The sequence below is a fragment of the Indolivaga capnocytophagoides genome (assembly GCF_036511535.1).
Lineage (GTDB): Bacteria > Bacteroidota > Bacteroidia > Bacteroidales > Dysgonomonadaceae > Dysgonomonas_A > Dysgonomonas_A capnocytophagoides.
Window position 1 is genome coordinate 290,594 of sequence record NZ_AP028867.1, and the last position, 15,894, is coordinate 306,487.

General features: G+C 37.7%; 17 protein-coding genes. 4 read left to right on the forward strand and 13 right to left on the reverse strand.

The genetic code is table 11. From position 1 onward, the window contains the following. Nucleotides 1–87 precede the first annotated feature (87 nt). The 8 genes from AABJ51_RS01325 to AABJ51_RS01360 form a co-directional block, all read right to left on the reverse strand. On the reverse strand, nucleotides 88–861 hold the full coding sequence (locus AABJ51_RS01325; protein WP_026626909.1) for an exodeoxyribonuclease III: 774 nt from the start codon (nucleotides 859–861) through the stop codon (nucleotides 88–90). 35 nt (nucleotides 862–896) lie between these two features. Then, a complete protein-coding gene (locus tag AABJ51_RS01330) occupies nucleotides 897–1,673 on the reverse strand; it encodes an ABC transporter ATP-binding protein (RefSeq protein ID WP_026626908.1) in 777 nt (258 codons plus the stop codon). Next, entirely contained in the window at nucleotides 1,670–2,419 is a 750-nt protein-coding gene (locus tag AABJ51_RS01335) for an MlaE family ABC transporter permease (protein WP_338374114.1), read from the reverse strand. Before AABJ51_RS01335 ends, AABJ51_RS01330 begins: the two co-directional genes overlap by 4 nt. Before the next feature lie 116 nt (nucleotides 2,420–2,535). Then, nucleotides 2,536–3,156, reverse strand: coding sequence for an EcsC family protein (locus tag AABJ51_RS01340; protein ID WP_035331923.1), 621 nt, complete (start codon nucleotides 3,154–3,156; stop codon nucleotides 2,536–2,538). A gap of 245 nt (nucleotides 3,157–3,401) precedes the next feature. Further along, nucleotides 3,402–3,842 (reverse strand): hypothetical protein, encoded by a 441-nt coding sequence (locus tag AABJ51_RS01345; protein WP_051290759.1) that lies wholly within the window; start codon nucleotides 3,840–3,842, stop codon nucleotides 3,402–3,404. A gap of 68 nt (nucleotides 3,843–3,910) precedes the next feature. Further along, nucleotides 3,911–4,231 (reverse strand): hypothetical protein, encoded by a 321-nt coding sequence (locus tag AABJ51_RS01350; RefSeq protein ID WP_051290758.1) that lies wholly within the window; start codon nucleotides 4,229–4,231, stop codon nucleotides 3,911–3,913. A gap of 148 nt (nucleotides 4,232–4,379) precedes the next feature. Beyond that, nucleotides 4,380–4,931: an RNA polymerase sigma factor gene (locus AABJ51_RS01355; RefSeq protein ID WP_338374118.1), complete on the reverse strand. Its 552-nt coding sequence runs from the start codon at nucleotides 4,929–4,931 to the stop codon at nucleotides 4,380–4,382. A gap of 22 nt (nucleotides 4,932–4,953) precedes the next feature. Further along, entirely contained in the window at nucleotides 4,954–5,982 is a 1,029-nt protein-coding gene (locus tag AABJ51_RS01360) for a tetratricopeptide repeat protein (protein ID WP_026626904.1), read from the reverse strand. Between the two features lie 687 nt (nucleotides 5,983–6,669). On the opposite strand from AABJ51_RS01360, the gene serS reads away from it, so the two are divergent. The 4 genes from serS to AABJ51_RS01380 all read left to right on the forward strand — a co-directional run bounded on the left by serS (nucleotide 6,670) and on the right by AABJ51_RS01380 (nucleotide 9,971). Further along, nucleotides 6,670–7,941, forward strand: a complete 1,272-nt coding sequence (gene serS / locus AABJ51_RS01365) for a serine--tRNA ligase (protein WP_338374121.1) — start codon at nucleotides 6,670–6,672, stop codon at nucleotides 7,939–7,941. Between the two features lie 7 nt (nucleotides 7,942–7,948). Then, complete coding sequence (locus tag AABJ51_RS01370; RefSeq protein ID WP_338374123.1) at nucleotides 7,949–8,368, forward strand: lipocalin-like domain-containing protein; 420 nt, start codon at nucleotides 7,949–7,951, stop codon at nucleotides 8,366–8,368. A 235-nt stretch (nucleotides 8,369–8,603) separates the two neighbouring features. After that, nucleotides 8,604–9,137: an SPOR domain-containing protein gene (locus AABJ51_RS01375; protein WP_026626901.1), complete on the forward strand. Its 534-nt coding sequence runs from the start codon at nucleotides 8,604–8,606 to the stop codon at nucleotides 9,135–9,137. Between the two features lie 72 nt (nucleotides 9,138–9,209). After that, on the forward strand, nucleotides 9,210–9,971 hold the full coding sequence (locus tag AABJ51_RS01380) for an MBL fold metallo-hydrolase (RefSeq protein ID WP_338374127.1): 762 nt from the start codon (nucleotides 9,210–9,212) through the stop codon (nucleotides 9,969–9,971). Nucleotides 9,972–10,001: 30 nt separating this feature from the next. On the opposite strand, the gene AABJ51_RS01385 is transcribed toward AABJ51_RS01380, so the two are convergent. The 5 genes from AABJ51_RS01385 to lepA all read right to left on the reverse strand — a co-directional run bounded on the left by AABJ51_RS01385 (nucleotide 10,002) and on the right by lepA (nucleotide 15,656). After that, nucleotides 10,002–10,811: a helix-turn-helix transcriptional regulator gene (locus AABJ51_RS01385; protein WP_338374129.1), complete on the reverse strand. Its 810-nt coding sequence runs from the start codon at nucleotides 10,809–10,811 to the stop codon at nucleotides 10,002–10,004. Between the two features lie 7 nt (nucleotides 10,812–10,818). Beyond that, nucleotides 10,819–11,097, reverse strand: coding sequence for a putative quinol monooxygenase (locus AABJ51_RS01390; protein WP_338374131.1), 279 nt, complete (start codon nucleotides 11,095–11,097; stop codon nucleotides 10,819–10,821). Nucleotides 11,098–11,237: 140 nt separating this feature from the next. Beyond that, the gene (gene speA / locus AABJ51_RS01395; RefSeq protein ID WP_026626899.1) at nucleotides 11,238–13,130 is read right to left on the reverse strand and encodes a biosynthetic arginine decarboxylase; all 1,893 of its coding nucleotides are present in this window, start codon (nucleotides 13,128–13,130) and stop codon (nucleotides 11,238–11,240) included. A 72-nt stretch (nucleotides 13,131–13,202) separates the two neighbouring features. Continuing rightward, a complete protein-coding gene (locus tag AABJ51_RS01400) occupies nucleotides 13,203–13,712 on the reverse strand; it encodes a flavin reductase (protein ID WP_338374134.1) in 510 nt (169 codons plus the stop codon). 156 nt (nucleotides 13,713–13,868) lie between these two features. After that, complete coding sequence (gene lepA, locus AABJ51_RS01405) at nucleotides 13,869–15,656, reverse strand: translation elongation factor 4 (RefSeq protein ID WP_026626897.1); 1,788 nt, start codon at nucleotides 15,654–15,656, stop codon at nucleotides 13,869–13,871. Between the last annotated feature and the right edge of the window lie 238 nt (nucleotides 15,657–15,894).

Here is a 15,894-nt window from a genome sequence, read left to right on the forward strand (position 1 = left end):
TAGCAAAAAGTTTTACTATAATACCTCTATTAAGGATAGATATAAATGATTGCATGTATTTAATGCAATATCATGCTTTTATAATTTTTAGATGCTCATGTCTAATTCTACTCTTACCGGACAATGATCGGAGTATTCTATTTCACGGAATATAGATGCACTTTTCAACCTGCGGCGTGCTTCTTCCGATAGAAGATGGTAGTCTATACGCCATCCCAGATTTTTTCCCTTTGATCTGGCTCTGAAACTCCACCATGTATATCTTTCGGGGCTTTTGTCAAATACACGGAATGTATCGATGAGTCCGGTGGCTACAAATTGGTCGAACCATTCACGTTCTTCGGGTAGAAATCCCGACATCGTAGTATGTTTATCCGGATTGTTTATATCAATAGCTTTGTGACAGATGTTATAGTCTCCACAGATCAAAACCTCTTTGCGTTCTTGTCTGAGTTCTGCAATATATTGGGCAAAATCTGACAGAAACTCCATTTTATAAGCTTGACGGGCATCGCCGGTAGTTCCCGATGGTATATATACGCATATAATTGTGATGGGGCCAAAGTCGGCACGGATTACCCGTCCTTCATCATCGTATTTGGGAATTCCCATTCCTATCTGCACAAAATCGGGTTTTGTTTTAGATAGTAATCCTACGCCACTGTATCCTTTCTTCTTTGCTGCATGGAAAAAGTAAGAAGAATAACCGATTTCTTCCAGCGTTTTTGTGTCTATTTGATCTTCCTGTGCTTTTAGTTCCTGAAGGCAAACCACATCGGGCAATGAAATTTCTAACCAATCGAATAAACCTTTGCTCGCAGCCGAGCGAATACCATTGACATTATATGATACAACTTTCATGAGTAAGCTAAATAGAATATATTTGAAAAAAGAATTTATTCTTGTTCTTTAATTTCTTTAATCTCAACCTCCTTAACCTTTTTGAACAGGTCGGATGCAAATACAAAGTCATTGAGAGCTTCATTATCTGCCATAAGAATATCCTGATTTGTCCCTTCCCATTCGAGATTTCCTTCTTTTATAAAGAAAATTTTCTCACCGATATTCATTACCGAATTCATATCGTGGGTGTTTATGATAGTTGTGATTTTGAATTCTGTTGTGATTTCGTGAATCAGTTGATCTATCACCAAAGATGTTTGCGGGTCTAGTCCCGAATTGGGTTCATCGCAGTATAAGTATTTGGGATTTAAAGCTATTGCTCGTGCTATTGCGGCACGTTTCATCATACCTCCACTGATCTCAGAGGGATACAGATTTCCTGCATCTGAAAGGTTTACCCTGTCAAGACAGAATTGTGCACGGGCTTTTTTTTCGCTTCTCGACATATCCGAAAACATGTCAAGAGGGAAGTAGACATTCTCGAAAACAGTCATTGCATCAAACAATGCCGATCCCTGAAATATCATACCCATTTCTTGTCGGAGCAGTTTCATCTGATTGGTTGATAGTCGAGTCAGATCTCGTCCATCGTAAAGTATAGCTCCGCTGGTAGGTCTCATTAGTCCGACCAGATTTTTGAGCAATACGGTCTTTCCCGAACCGCTTCGTCCTATGATGAGGTTTGTTTTTCCTTCTTCGAATATCATGCTCACACCTTTGAGCACGTCACGTCCTTCGAACGATTTTATTAAGTTGCGTACTTCTATCATCCCATCATTAAATCAGTGATTATTAAATCCGAAATCAGTATTAAAATACTGGTTATTACCACAGCATTTGTACTGGCTTTCCCTACATCAAGCGAACCTCCTTTGGCATAATAACCATAATATGCCGATATGGATGAAATTAAGAAAGCGAAAAATATGGTTTTCATAATGGCGTACCAAATATAGAATTCCTTGAAGAAGGATTGAAGTCCAAACTCAAAGTCTACTATTGTAACAGCATGCGTGAGATAACATACGGCAAACCCTCCGATAATACCGAAAAACATACTTAACACCACTAATACCGGAATGAATACCATCAATCCGATTGTTTTTGGCAGTATAAGGTAGCTGGCCGAATTGACACCCATTATTTCAAGGGCATCAATTTGTTCGGTGACACGCATTGTTCCGATTTCTGAAGAAATATTCGATCCGACTTTACCTGTTAGTATCAAACACATGATTGTTGATGAAAATTCGAGAAGAATAATTTCACGGGATGTGAAACCTACTGTGTATCGGGGTAGGAGCGGACTTGATATATTCAAAGCGATCTGGATAACGATTACCGCTCCGATAAAGAAAGAGATAATGATAACGATGCTTATAGAATCGACTCCCAGCTTATTTATTTCTTTTACTAACTGATTGAAGAATATTCGCCACTTTTGAGGGCGGGCAAATACTTTTCGCATCAGAAGGACATATTGTCCCAATTTCTCCAATGAACTTGTTAATAGCATATATTGGCTTTTTCTTATATTAAGGTCTCAGACCTGCTTATTGACTACGTTAGGAGTCTGCTTAAAGCTCATCTGTAAAATTTAAGCAGACTCTAGATAAGCAAAGGTAAAAAAAATTACAAATTAATCGAGTCTCTTTTATAGTAGACATCAATATTGTTGTTATTAATAAATGTTTTTTTAGCAATATCTCCGGCTATTTTGGTTGTTACGGCATCGAATGATGCTCCGATAACACCACCCATGAAAGGGATCGCTTTGGTTATTTTAGTCAGCCCTTTGCTCCCTATGGATTCGGCTATCCGGCCTGTCGCTTTTTGAGAGATATTTCTCAGAGCTTTTTCTCCTGCTTTTACGCTGGCTTCTTTGGCTAATTCCTTGGCTCCGTTACCGGCCATACAGATATAGATCATCGATTTGACCCTGTCGCTTTGCAGGTCGTGACCTCCCATATGGGCTATTGCTGCTATCATTCGTATTTGTATATATATGACACTGGCAATGTTGGCCGGAACGGAAAACGGCATCATCATCAGTCCCCCGAATCCTGTAATAAATCCGCTGGTGGCAGACTTGGTGACCTGCCATTTTATGAGCCTGTCTACTTTCTTCTCCAATGTTCCCGGAGTATTGATATAATTATGGGCAAGCGAGTATGCGGATTCTGTACCGCTGAATCCGGTTAAAGCCTTGTTGTAAGCCCAATCTAGTATTTTGGATGTTATTCCTTTATTCATTGTTTTATATTTCAAATTTACATGTATATCATTCAAGTAAGGTCTCAGTTCTGTTTATTACTTTGATAAGTGAAACAATCAAAGTCCGTTACTTATTTTACTGATACCGCTGATTGTTATAACACAAAGTCCGTGCCAATGGTTTAATTTAAGGAGTAGACCGTTTTGTCCATAAACGTAAAACAGGAATAAGCTTATCGCCTATTCCTGTTTTGTATATTCGGTTTTATAACTCCTCTATGTTTCTAATTGTGATTCCGCCTTTTATCAATCATTTGTTTCATGAATTCAGCTTCAGCCTGCTGATATTTGTATATTTTCTCGGCGGAAAGAACTTGTTTGAATTTCTGTAGATATTCTTTGTCTAATTGAGCTTCTTTGAGCTTTACATCAGCCGCTTCATTGATCATGCGTTCGTAGTCGGCATTTGTTTTATTGTCTTTTTTTCTGATTTCACGGGCGTTTTTTCTCACCTCCCGGTTTATTTCGAAACGTTTGTCCATCAATTCGTTTGTCAAAGGGATAAACGCTTTGACTTCAGCATCGGTCAATCCTACTTTCTGGATGATAAATTCAGCTTTTTTTTGTTTAAAAGCGTCAATATCAAAAGATCTCTTCTGTGCAAATGTCTGAGATATAAAGCATAGAGAGAATAACAGTAATAATATTGTATTTTTTGATTTCATGACTGGTGTGTTTGATATCTTAAGTAAAAAGCATATACTTAATGATATACTTTATTTTATCAATTGATTCATTCGTAAAAAGAGTCCTTATAAGCAAGAAGAGTAGCTTCATCTTCGATAAACTGATAATAGTCGTTTTCGAGAGCTGCCGTTTTTTCTTCTTGTTCGATCGCTTTTTTCTGAGAAGATTCGTTGTAATTTATACCTACCAAAGAAACAGCAGCCAATATGGCAGCCGCAGCCGACCATTTGGTGATGGTTTTCCATAACGGAATTTTTTTTACCTGTTTATTCTTTTCAGGAAGCTTGTCCATCATCTCGAGATTAAAGTTTTCGAAATAATTTTCGGGAACTTTAAACGGATTTTTTTTATTTGTATCGTTAAGCATATCTCCTCCTTTATTCTAGAGTATTAAAGGTCTCAGACCTTTTTTGACTTTTTAACCGTAAATGCAACAATTGGTAATCGATTCTTTTGCAATTTGATATTGAATACTTTTCGTTGCTTATATAAAGACTAAACTAACCTGAAAAGGTTTAATCCGGTGATGATAAAAAATCTTCAATTTTTTTCACGGCATGGTGATATGACGCTTTTAAAGCCCCGACAGAGGTGTAGAGAATTAAAGACATGTCTTCGTATTTTATATCATCAAAATATTTCATGTTAAAGACTATACGCTGTTTTTCAGGTAGGGTTAGTATTGCTTTCTGTAATTTTACCTGAGCTTCGTCTCCATCGAAATAAGAATCCGCCTCGAGTTTCGATAATAAAAATGTATCGTCATCGTCTAACGGGATATTTTGTTGTTGCCGTTGTTTATTGATAAAAGTAATACTTTCGTTGATTGCTATTCTGTATAGCCATGTCACAAGCTTAGAGTCCCCCCTGAAAGAATCGAGGTTTGTCCAAACTTTTATGAGGGTATTTTGTAGGATATCGTTGGCGTCATCGTGTGATAATACCATTTTCCGTATTTGCCAATACAATTGTTCGCTGAATGTTTTTACAAGATCTGCAAATGCGCTTTTTTGCTCATTCGGATTTTGTAATCGCTTTATAAGTTCGTATTCGGCATCTTCATTCATTCCGTAAATTTATAAAAAGAATTTATAAATCCGAATCATCACCGAAGTCATCGTCATCCGCAGTTGAGCCTTGTCCGTCTTCGAACCACGATATAAATCCGTCTACTTTGGTTGTATTGTTGTTCCACCATTCGAGTGAAACCGGAAAATAGGAGACGCTCACATAACGGCAATAGGTATCGAAATATCCTGATTCTAATATTTCGGAATAGATGGGAACGAAAAAGTCCCAAAGAAGACCTTTGCGTGAGTCGTCCTGCATTTGTCCCAAAGTGAAAAATATTTGACGTGATGCTTGTTCGTAAAAAGCATATTGGAAACGTTGATCATCTACCTTTGGTTGTATATTCCGTAATTGGTCATATAATTTCTGGCGATCTATTCCGTCTTCGGGTGTGAGCAGAGTAGATCCGTTGGGGATCTTCTGAGAGATAATGTCATACATTTCGCCAAAAGCATCTTTTGATCGGTCGGTGTTTGGTTCCAATAGCAGGAAAAAATGGAATGCAAGAAAACTTTGCACCCATCTTTCTGAATCGCTGAGGACGTACGCATATAATAAAAATGCACTAGGGTGGGTTGTGTCTATTTCTATTGCTTTCTGTAAATGGAATATCGAAAGTTTCAGATTTTTTGCTTTAAAATAACTTAGTCCTAAATTATAATGAAGAAGGTATTCATCTCCACATCTTTCAAGAGCTTCATTCAATAGTTTGATTGCCTGATCCTGTTTATTCATTTCGGAGAGAGCCGAACTTTTTACACAATAGGCATCTATCAGCAGGGGTTTAAAATTACCGTTAATAACTTTGGTGCTGTATTTTAGGGCATTGTCGTAATCTTTAAGCATCAGGTACGAAAGAGACATTTCGTATGTGGCGGACATCGAAGACGGGTTTGCTTTTAATGCTTGTTGATAATAACTGATGGCATCGTTGTATCTGCCTCTGTCATGTAGACTGACCCCTTTGCGGATTAATTTGTCCGAAGACGGTTGCGCATATGCGACACAAGAAGTGAAAAAAAGAACTAAATATATAAGTATCCGCATCCCAAAAGTTTATATGTTTTTAAAGACAATCAGAGCAAGTGTTTGTCTTATACTGATTTAAAAATGAAAAGAGCCGGATGTACATAGTCCGGTAAAATTAAAGCCTGTAAAAGTAAGAAAAAAGTAGCTTATATCAGATGGAAGCAATAAATATATATTCTGAAAAAAAACTCAAAATAAATTTATCTATACATAAAGTTCTTATATCGAGTCTTGCAGATGTGTATAATTCGAATCTTAAAAGAAAAGTAACAAAAGAAAAAGTGTGATTTCGGTGAAACCTTTGTAACCTTTTTGAAGAATGACCTCAAACCCCTGAAGAGGTTTTTCTTATGTCTGCTAAATCCCCTTTAGTGGCCAGAGGGGTAAAAGTATCATTTCCAAAGTGAAGACAAAGCGTGTGACTTTTGTTACCTTTTTATGTTAAGTAGTTGAAAAACAATTTGGAAAAAAGAAATGTGAGACGCAGGGGGTATAGAGTGGGGGGGAGCCTCTTGCTGTTCTATTAATGAACGTGTTAATTGAAATATATCTTTATATGCTGATTCTTGTACTTATTCTGAGAATACATCAAAAAAAGATTTAAAATATTTATACCTTTGTGGAGTAAAGAAGCACTGTATACAGAATGGTGCATAATGTTGATAAAACCAATAAGTAGGTCTGAGACCTTAATTTATAGAAAAGATGTTAACACTGAAGACAATTAATGATAACCCTGAAGAGGTTATTCTGAAACTGGCCAAAAAGCATTTTGATGCAAAAGAGTTAGTTTACAAAGTTTTGGATGAAGATAAAAGACGTAAAGAAACCCAGTCGGAATTAGACGGTCTGTTGTCGGAAGTTAACTCGAAGTCTAAAAGTATTGGCGCATTAATGAAAGAAGGCAAAAAAGAGGAAGCCGAAAGCCAGCGTTTATTTGTTCAGGAAGTGAAAGTCCGTATTCAGATGTTGGAAGGTACGCTAAAAGATTCGGAGCGCGAATTACAGGAAATGTTGGTATTGATGCCTAATCTTCCTGCAGATATCGTACCCGAAGGGCGTGCTGCGGAAGACAATATAGAGGTGAAGACCGGAGGAGAGGTTCCCGGTCTGAGTGAAGATGCTTTGCCTCACTGGGACTTGGCTAAAAAGTATGATTTGATTGACTTTGAATTGGGCGTTAAGATTTCCGGTGCAGGATTTCCTGTATATAAAGGAAAAGGAGCCCGGTTGCAACGTGCCCTGATCAATTTTTTCTTAGATAAAGCACGTGATGCCGGATATCTTGAAGTGCAGCCTCCATATGTAGTGAATGCTGCATCGGGTTATGGTACAGGACAGCTGCCCGATAAAGAAGGTCAGATGTATCATGCTACTGCAGACGATCTTTACTTGATTCCTACAGCTGAGGTTCCGGTTACCAATATTTACAGGGATACTATTTTGGAAGAAAAAGAGCTTCCTATTAAAAATACTGCTTATTCGGCTTGTTTCCGCCGCGAAGCAGGTTCTTATGGAAAAGATGTAAGGGGGCTTAACCGTCTGCATCAGTTCGATAAGGTCGAAATTGTAAGGATTGATACACCTGAGCATTCATACGAATCGTTGAAAGAGATGATCGCTCATGTTGAATCATTGGTTACAGAGTTGGAACTGCCTTGGCGTATACTTCGTTTGTGTGGAGGTGATATGAGTTTCACGTCTGCCCTTACATATGATTTTGAAGTATATTCGGCAGCTCAGAAAAGATGGCTCGAAGTAAGTTCTGTTTCTAATTTTGAAAGCTATCAGGCAAACAGACTGAAATGCCGTTATCGTACATCTGACAAAAAAACACAACTTGTGCACACTCTTAATGGTAGTGCCTTGGCATTGCCCCGTATTGTTGCCGCTTTATTGGAAAATAATCAAAAGCCCGATGGTATTCATATTCCAAAGGCTTTAGTGCCTTATACGGGTTTCGAAATAATAGATTGATCTGAGAATGAAAATATTGAAAGTATTAGGGGTGTTTGTTCTTTTATTGTCATTTCTTTTTACCGTTTCTTCTTGTGGCGATGACTATAAGGAAAGTGGAATAGAAGGACAATGGAGATTGCGTCAGATCGAAACTCCGGATGGAAGCCGTACTGACGTGGATACGATTTTCTATTCTTTCAAGAAGAATGTTTTCAGATATCTAAAGCTAAAAACGGAAACTCAGACGTTTTCTTGTTATGGTAATTATTCGCAGTCGGGCAATAAACTGGACATAGAAATAAGCCGTGACTCGTTTGAGCCTAAAGATGATGAAGAGTCTCTCGATTGGGAAGGACTTACCCGTACATTTACTGTGCGGAAGCATAGTGCTTCGGTATTGGAGCTCGAACATCAGGGAAATATCTATTATCTGGGAAAATATTGAGACTGAAAAAGGTATCAAAATTTATCTTTTATTGGTTATTTTAAGGTCTCAGACCTATTTGTTTTCCATCTAAGTATAACAGCAAAAGTTAGTTGTCTTTTAAAATATGGTATTAAATACTTATTGCTGTTTAATAAATATTAGTAGAATAGGTTTAAACTATTTTTAGGATTCGTCTGTTATTTCAATTAAACTAAATCATTATCTTTGTATAATAACTATTAACAGTGAAATTATGAATAAACTACTAGGATTCGGTTTGATGCTGTCTTTGTTGGTTGCTTTCGGTTCTTGTAAGCCAAAACAAAGTGCTTATAAATCTATATACGAGTCAGCTAAAGAAAGAGAATTGGATGAAAATAAAGCTGCCAGCAACTCTGCTGCTGCTCAGCCTTCTAAACCAGCATATCCAGCATATAATTCGGATGCGGCAAATGAAGCGGTTAGAACAGAAAAGATTACACCTGTTTACGATTCTGATGCAGCAGGTTTGAGAGCTTACAGTGTTGTAATAGCATCTCTTAGTGTTAAGCCAAATGCGGATGCATTGAAAGCCAGAATGGAGCAGGAAGGATATAATATAATCCTGGCTCAGAATGAACAAGGCATGTATCGTGTGATTATTGCCAGCTATGACGATAAAGCGTCTGCTGTAAATAGTCGTAATGCGATTCGTGAAAAATATCTGGCCAAAGGGTCAAGTGATTTTTTGAGAAAAACTTACGGTATACCATTTGAAGACCTTTGGATTCTTCAAAGACAATACTAAGAGATTATATATGAATAAACGAATGGCTATTTCTGAAATACGAGGTAGCCATTTTGTTTTGAAATTAATATTATGCAGATTCGATTTTTAGGAACAGGCACTTCAACAGGAGTCCCCGAAGTTGGATGTCGGTGTCAGGTTTGTATGTCAAGGGATAAACGGGATCAGCGGCTACGTGCATCAGCTATAGTGCGTACACATGGGAAGAATATTCTTATTGATTGCGGTCCCGATTTCAGATACCAGATGTTGCAAACGGCTTACGAGCCGATAGAGGGTGTCTTGCTTACCCACGAGCATTATGACCATGTTGGAGGAATAGATGATCTTCGTCCTTTTTGCCGTTTTGGGGATATCGAAATTTATGCGGAAGATTGCGTTGCAGATGCCATAATGAGGCGGATTCCCTATTGTTTTACGGAGTTTAAATATCCGGGTATTCCCAGTCTTATATTGAATAGAATTCAGAACAAGCCCTTCTTTCTGGGAAATATTGAGATTACTCCTATCCGGGTGATGCATTCCAAATTGCCTATTTTCGGATATAGGATCGGTCGCATGGCTTATCTTACAGATCTGAAAACATTACCTGATGAAGAGCTCTCTAAATTGAAAGATCTGGATGTTTTAATCATTAATGCCTTGCGGATCGAAGAACACTTATCTCATCAGAATGTGGCTCAGGCATTAGTTTTAGCAGAGCAGATAGGGGCAAGACAGACTTATTTTATCCATATGAGCCATCATTTTGGATTGCATGCCGATATGGAGAAAAAAATGCCCACAGGAGTATTTATAGCGTATGATGGTTTAGAGATCGAATTGGAAGATTGATCTTAAATTTTCTATAATAGCTTATTGTGGTTATTTCTTACTTCTAGACAGGCTTTCAAAGTAAAAGTGAGATGAAATATTCTTCATATTCATAATTTCGAGAGGAGACATACCTGATAGAGATTTGCATTCTTTTATGAAATGAGACTGATCGTAATAGCCATTGTTAATAGCTATTTGTAGATAGTCATTACTAGATGATAATAAGATCTCCTTAATTGAGGTTTGAAATCTACTTGCTATCTGAAATTTCTTGGGGCTGATGTTGAACTCATCTTTAAATAGTCGTTCGAAATGTCTGAAGCTGATATTATATTTTTTAGCAAATAAGTTGAGCGGAGTATGCTGATAATTGGTGTAAATGCATGCGATAGAATTGTCCAGTAGTGGATTAAACTTTTGGTGTTTCATGAATTGCTTTAGAAGAAAGCTATTTAGAATTTCAATTCTCCTGTTCCAAGAAAGCGTATCGTGTAATCTATCTATAAATTCTGCTCCTTCATTTCCCCAAATATCCTTGGAAGAAAGAAAATTATTGCAGAAATCATTAAACTTCAAAGAACAAAAATGACGGAAAGCTCCGCTTCTGAATCTGATACTAATGAAATCTAAGTTATTGTCTGATGATATAGAAATTGGTTTTCGAGGACAAAATATATGAGATGTAGAGAGTATTCCTTCTGTAATATGGAATGGAGTTGAAAAATGTATAAACAAATCTAGTCCTGTTCCGGCAAATAAAGGCAGTAGTTGTATTGACTCTCCTTCTGAATTACAACGCCAATATCTATCGATATAAGGTTGTAAAGATATTGGCGGTTTGTAATTTATATATTTCATAAACTGATCATAAAATCTTAACTATCGGCTCCTGAGACTGAAGGCTTTTTAGTCCCTCTGAAAATAATAGATAATGTTGACTTTTTAAATGAGAATCAAAACTATCAGCATCTTTAAATTTCTCATAGAAGATAAAATCTGTTTCGTTCTCAATTGATTGATAAAGATGATAGTATATACAACCCGATTCTTGTCTGGTCTTCTCTATTAGGTCTGTTGTTTGGGCTTTAAATTTATTAATGTATTCTGTTTTCACAAAAAATTGAGCGATTACAATTTGTTCCATAAGTGATGTAATTTTAGGTTATCAAAAACTGATTTTGGAACAAATGTATGTAAGAAATATCTTTTATGATTGTAAAAAAACGACATCGGGTAAATTAACATGAAACTTACCCGATGTAACTATTTTGCAGCAATGCAGTTTTACTCTAAGTAAGTATATCCATACAAACCTGAACGGTAGTTGGATAAAAATTCTTTACCTTCTTCAACAGTAATAGAACCTTGTTTCACACAGCTGGTAACCCAAGTTTCGACAGTACGAACCAGTTTCTTGGCATTATACTGAGCATAATCCAATACTTCGGCTACAGTTTCTCCATCTATCATTTGCTCTATTTTATAGCCCGATTCGTCAACTGATACGTGGACAGCATTGGTATCTCCGAATAAGTTGTGTAAATCGCCTAAAATCTCCTGATAAGCTCCCACTAAGAAAACACCCAAATAATAAGGTTCATTTTTCTTTACAGCATGTACCGGCAAATAGTCTGATTGATTTCCTGTAGGGATAAAATTATCTATCTTCCCATCCGAATCGCATGTTACATCTTGTAATGTAGCCATTTTATCTGGCTTTTCACCTAAACGATGTATCGGTATAATCGGAAATATCTGGTCAATAGCCCAAGAGTCAGGTAAAGACTGAAATAGCGAAAAGTTACAGAAGTACTTATCAGGTAAAAGCTTTGACAATTGTTTCAGTTCTTCCGGAGCGTGTTTCATCCGTCCTGCCATAAAGCAAACCTCGCGTGCGATAGAGAAGTATAGTCGCTCTACTTGTGCACGGGTTTTCAGATTTACCATTCCTAAGCTGAACAAATCTAAGGCTTCTTCTCTTATCTGTTGTGAGTCGTGCCATGCTTCGAGCATACTCCTCTGGTTGAGATCGTCCCATATCTGATACAATTCACGTACCAATTCGTGGTCTTCTTCCGTTACCTCTTGGCTCTCGTCCCATTCCGGTAAGCCTGCGGTTTCCAATACTTCAAAAACAAGAATAGAATGATGTGCTGTTAGCGATCGTCCTGATTCTGTGATAATATTAGGATGAGGCAGATTATTTTTATCGGCTGCATCTACAATGGTCGATATAGAGTCATTTACATACTCCTGTATACTGTAGTTTACGCTGCTTTCGCTATGAGAAGAACGAGTTCCGTCATAATCTATACCCAATCCTCCGCCAATGTCAACGAATTCAACATTAAAGCCTAACGAGTGTAATTGTACATAAAACTGAGAAGCTTCCCGTAGAGCTGTTTTAATACGGCGTATTTTTGTTATTTGACTACCTATATGGAAGTGAATCAGACGTAAAGCCGACTGCATATTGTTTTTTTCGAGAAAAGCCAGAGCTTCTAACAGTTCACTGGAATTTAATCCGAACTTACTGCCGTCTCCTCCTGATTCTTCCCATTTACCGCTACCACTGCTTGCCAGCTTGATACGTATACCAATGTTTGGAGCAATTTTCAGGCGTTTAGCTATTTTAGTAATCAGAGATAACTCGTTAAGTTTTTCTACAACGATGAAAATACGTTTGCCCATTTTCTGTGCAAGCAAAGCCAACTCGATATAGCTTTCATCTTTGTAGCCATTGCAGATGATAAGCGAATCGGGGTCGGTATTAATAGCAATAACAGCATGAAGTTCAGGTTTAGAACCTGCTTCGAGTCCGATATTGAATTTTTTGCCGTGACTGACCAATTCTTCCACGACGGGGCGCATCTGATTTACCTTGATGGGGTAAATTATATGGTTTTGAGCCTGATAACCGTATTCTTTCGATGCTTTCTGAAAGCACGTCGAAATCTTTTCGATACGATTATCCAAAATATCCGGAAAACGAACTAATACAGGGGCTGCCACGTCTCTTAACTGCAACTCGTCTATTAATTCTTTAAGATCAACTGCTACACCATCTTTACGTGGGGTAACGATGACATTACCTTTGTCATTGATTGAAAAATAATTAACACCCCAACTAGTGATGTTGTATAATTCTTCCGAATCTTCAATACGCCATTTTCTCATTATTGCAAATAGCCTCCTCTTTTTAAAATGAATAAAATAAGGTCATAGACCTGTTTGTTGTATAATATTTTATTAAATGCTTTTTTCCAGAACTTTGGTTATCTCTGCAATATACAGATAGTGAAAATCTTTTGCAGGATACCAATGCCCGATTATTCCTTTGTCAAGGAAAGAGTCTTCTGTAATAGGTTGCACAAATAACTTTTTGACAAAAATACTTGTGTGCGCTTCCTCAAAATAGGGTATACCATTATCATGTACGATCGTTAATTCGGCTTTAGCTATTTTATCTTCGTCCCGACCTGATGTATTTCCCAGATAAGAGAGCTTTTTCTTGAATGATTTATCGAAAAAAGTCAGAGAAAAAGAATCTGCTCCGTCGATAAATTCTTTCGTATAACGTTGGGGACGTATAACAACAAAAGCAACTTCTTTGTTCCACATGATACCCAATCCGCCCCAACTGGCAGTTAAAGTATTCACTTTGCCGTCTTTCTCGGCTGTAACCAACATCCATTCGTTTTTAAGGTCGAATGGCGTGAATTTTAAATCTTTTGCGTTAATTTCCTTAAATGTATTCATTATGTGCCTCCTCTATTTATATCTTAGGCCTGTTTTGTCAATTGTATCCTTTTCCTATGATCTGAACTTTTAGTATAGATAAAAAACTAGATAGCCCTAAAAAGGTAATAGCCGTTCGGCAGCCTTTTTTGCATAGTTATTGGAGTATCCCCCCCCTTAGTCCAGTTTCAGTACAGCTAAGAATGCTTTTTGAGGAACTTCAACATTTCCGACCTGCTTCATTCGTTTTTTACCCTCTTTTTGTTTTTCGAGCAGTTTCCGTTTACGCGAGATATCACCTCCGTAACATTTTGCAGTAACGTCTTTACGTACAGCTTTAATTGTTTCACGGGCAATGATTTTTGCTCCGATAGCTGCTTGTATTGCAATATCGAACTGTTGACGAGGGATAAGTTCTTTTAGCTTCTCACACATACGCCGACCGAAGTTTACAGCATTATCTATATGGGTAAGTGTCGACAAGGCATCCACCGGTTCTCCGTTCAACAGGATATCCATTTTAACGAGCCTAGCTTCACGATAATCGTGCATATGATAATCGAAAGAAGCATATCCTTTCGATATACTTTTGAGCTTATCATAGAAGTCAATCACGATTTCACCCAACGGGATATCATAAGTGATTTCTACACGGTCGCCCGATATGTATTCTTGCTTCAGAAGAATACCTCGTTTTCCTAGGCAAAGAGTCATTATCGGCCCTATGTAAGTTGTATTGGTAATGACCGATGCCCGTATATATGGTTCTTCAATATAGTCGATAAGAGTAGGGTCGGGAAGTCCTGACGGATTGTGTACCTCTTTCATGTTACCCTTTTTATCATATACCAGATAGGATACGTTGGGTACTGTGGTGATTACATCCATATTGAACTCTCGGTCAAGTCGTTCCTGTATAATTTCCATATGCAGTAATCCTAAGAAACCACAGCGGAAACCGAACCCAAGAGCAACCGACGATTCTGGCTGGAATGTAAGAGATGCATCATTCAATTGAAGTTTTTCCAAAGATGCCCGAAGGTCTTCAAAGTCTTCACTTTCTATCGGGTATACTCCGGCAAATACCATGGGTTTGACTTCCTCGAATCCATCAATAGCTTTTTCACAAGGGCGTTTTACGTGGGTGATGGTATCGCCCACTTTTACCTCTTTAGAAGTCTTTATACCTGAAATGATATAGCCTACATCTCCACAGGTTACTTCGTCTCGTGGCGACATGGTTAGTTTCAGGATGCCTATTTCATCCGCATCATATTCTTTGCCTGTTGCAAAAAACTTAACGAGATCTCCTTTGCGGATACTTCCGTTTACAATTTTAAAATAGGCTATAATTCCACGGAATGAATTAAAAACAGAGTCGAAGATCAACGCTTGCAGCGGAGCCTCAGGATCTCCTTTTGGAGCAGGTACACGATCTACAATCGCACCTAATATATCAAAAACACCTTGACCTGTTTTTCCGCTTGCCCGTATTATTTCTTCTCGTTTACAGCCGAGCAATTCTATAATCTGGTCTTCTACTTCGTCGGGCATGGCACTAGGCAGGTCTATCTTATTAAGAATCGGGATAATCTCCAGATCATTATCGATAGCCATGTACAGGTTGGAAATAGTCTGAGCCTGAATTCCCTGTGCTGCGTCAACAATAAGTAAAGCCCCTTCGCATGCAGCGATGGAACGTGATACTTCGTATGAGAAGTCAACGTGTCCCGGGGTATCTATCAAATTCAGAATATAGGTTTCTCCATTGTGCTGATATTGCATCTGTATGGCATGACTTTTTATCGTAATACCACGTTCACGTTCTAAGTCCATGTCATCAAGGACTTGTGCTTGCAGGTCTTTACCTTCCACTGTTTTTGTGTATTCCAGCAAACGGTCTGCCAGAGTACTTTTACCATGGTCGATATGTGCGATGATGCAAAAATTTCGTATTTTATTCATTCTTAAATTTTCTAAGGTCCCAGACCTTTTGTAATCAATTAAATCTTGAAAAAAGTGAAGTCCTTTCAATTCACAACTTTCAAATCAATAAACTGTATAGTTTATCTAGTCGAACTTTACAGCTTTCCGTGTTCTTTATATTAAAGAATGGCTATTCTAAGCCCAATTTACGGAATGCAAATATACATAAAGAATTGTTCTTCCGAAATGCTGTAAAGCAGAATTGTTTAGAGTCTGT

Bases quoted from the DNA above. Each gene is read 5' to 3' on its own strand.
- AABJ51_RS01370 (WP_338374123.1), top strand. From the start codon at position 7,949: ATGAAAATATTGAAAGTATTAGGGGTGTTTGTTCTTTTATTGTCATTT.
- AABJ51_RS01400 (WP_338374134.1), bottom strand. From the start codon at position 13,712: ATGAATACATTTAAGGAAATTAACGCAAAAGATTTAAAATTCACGCCA.
- AABJ51_RS01355 (WP_338374118.1), bottom strand. From the start codon at position 4,931: ATGAATGAAGATGCCGAATACGAACTTATAAAGCGATTACAAAATCCG.
- AABJ51_RS01375 (WP_026626901.1), top strand. From the start codon at position 8,604: ATGAATAAACTACTAGGATTCGGTTTGATGCTGTCTTTGTTGGTTGCT.
- AABJ51_RS01360 (WP_026626904.1), bottom strand. From the start codon at position 5,982: ATGCGGATACTTATATATTTAGTTCTTTTTTTCACTTCTTGTGTCGCA.
- lepA (WP_026626897.1), bottom strand. From the start codon at position 15,656: ATGAATAAAATACGAAATTTTTGCATCATCGCACATATCGACCATGGT.
- AABJ51_RS01385 (WP_338374129.1), bottom strand. From the start codon at position 10,811: ATGAAATATATAAATTACAAACCGCCAATATCTTTACAACCTTATATC.
- AABJ51_RS01380 (WP_338374127.1), top strand. From the start codon at position 9,210: ATGCAGATTCGATTTTTAGGAACAGGCACTTCAACAGGAGTCCCCGAA.
- serS (WP_338374121.1), top strand. From the start codon at position 6,670: ATGTTAACACTGAAGACAATTAATGATAACCCTGAAGAGGTTATTCTG.
- AABJ51_RS01330 (WP_026626908.1), bottom strand. From the start codon at position 1,673: ATGATAGAAGTACGCAACTTAATAAAATCGTTCGAAGGACGTGACGTG.
- AABJ51_RS01335 (WP_338374114.1), bottom strand. From the start codon at position 2,419: ATGCTATTAACAAGTTCATTGGAGAAATTGGGACAATATGTCCTTCTG.
- AABJ51_RS01350 (WP_051290758.1), bottom strand. From the start codon at position 4,231: ATGCTTAACGATACAAATAAAAAAAATCCGTTTAAAGTTCCCGAAAAT.
- AABJ51_RS01340 (WP_035331923.1), bottom strand. From the start codon at position 3,156: ATGAATAAAGGAATAACATCCAAAATACTAGATTGGGCTTACAACAAG.
- AABJ51_RS01325 (WP_026626909.1), bottom strand. From the start codon at position 861: ATGAAAGTTGTATCATATAATGTCAATGGTATTCGCTCGGCTGCGAGC.
- AABJ51_RS01390 (WP_338374131.1), bottom strand. From the start codon at position 11,097: ATGGAACAAATTGTAATCGCTCAATTTTTTGTGAAAACAGAATACATT.
- AABJ51_RS01345 (WP_051290759.1), bottom strand. From the start codon at position 3,842: ATGAAATCAAAAAATACAATATTATTACTGTTATTCTCTCTATGCTTT.
- speA (WP_026626899.1), bottom strand. From the start codon at position 13,130: ATGAGAAAATGGCGTATTGAAGATTCGGAAGAATTATACAACATCACT.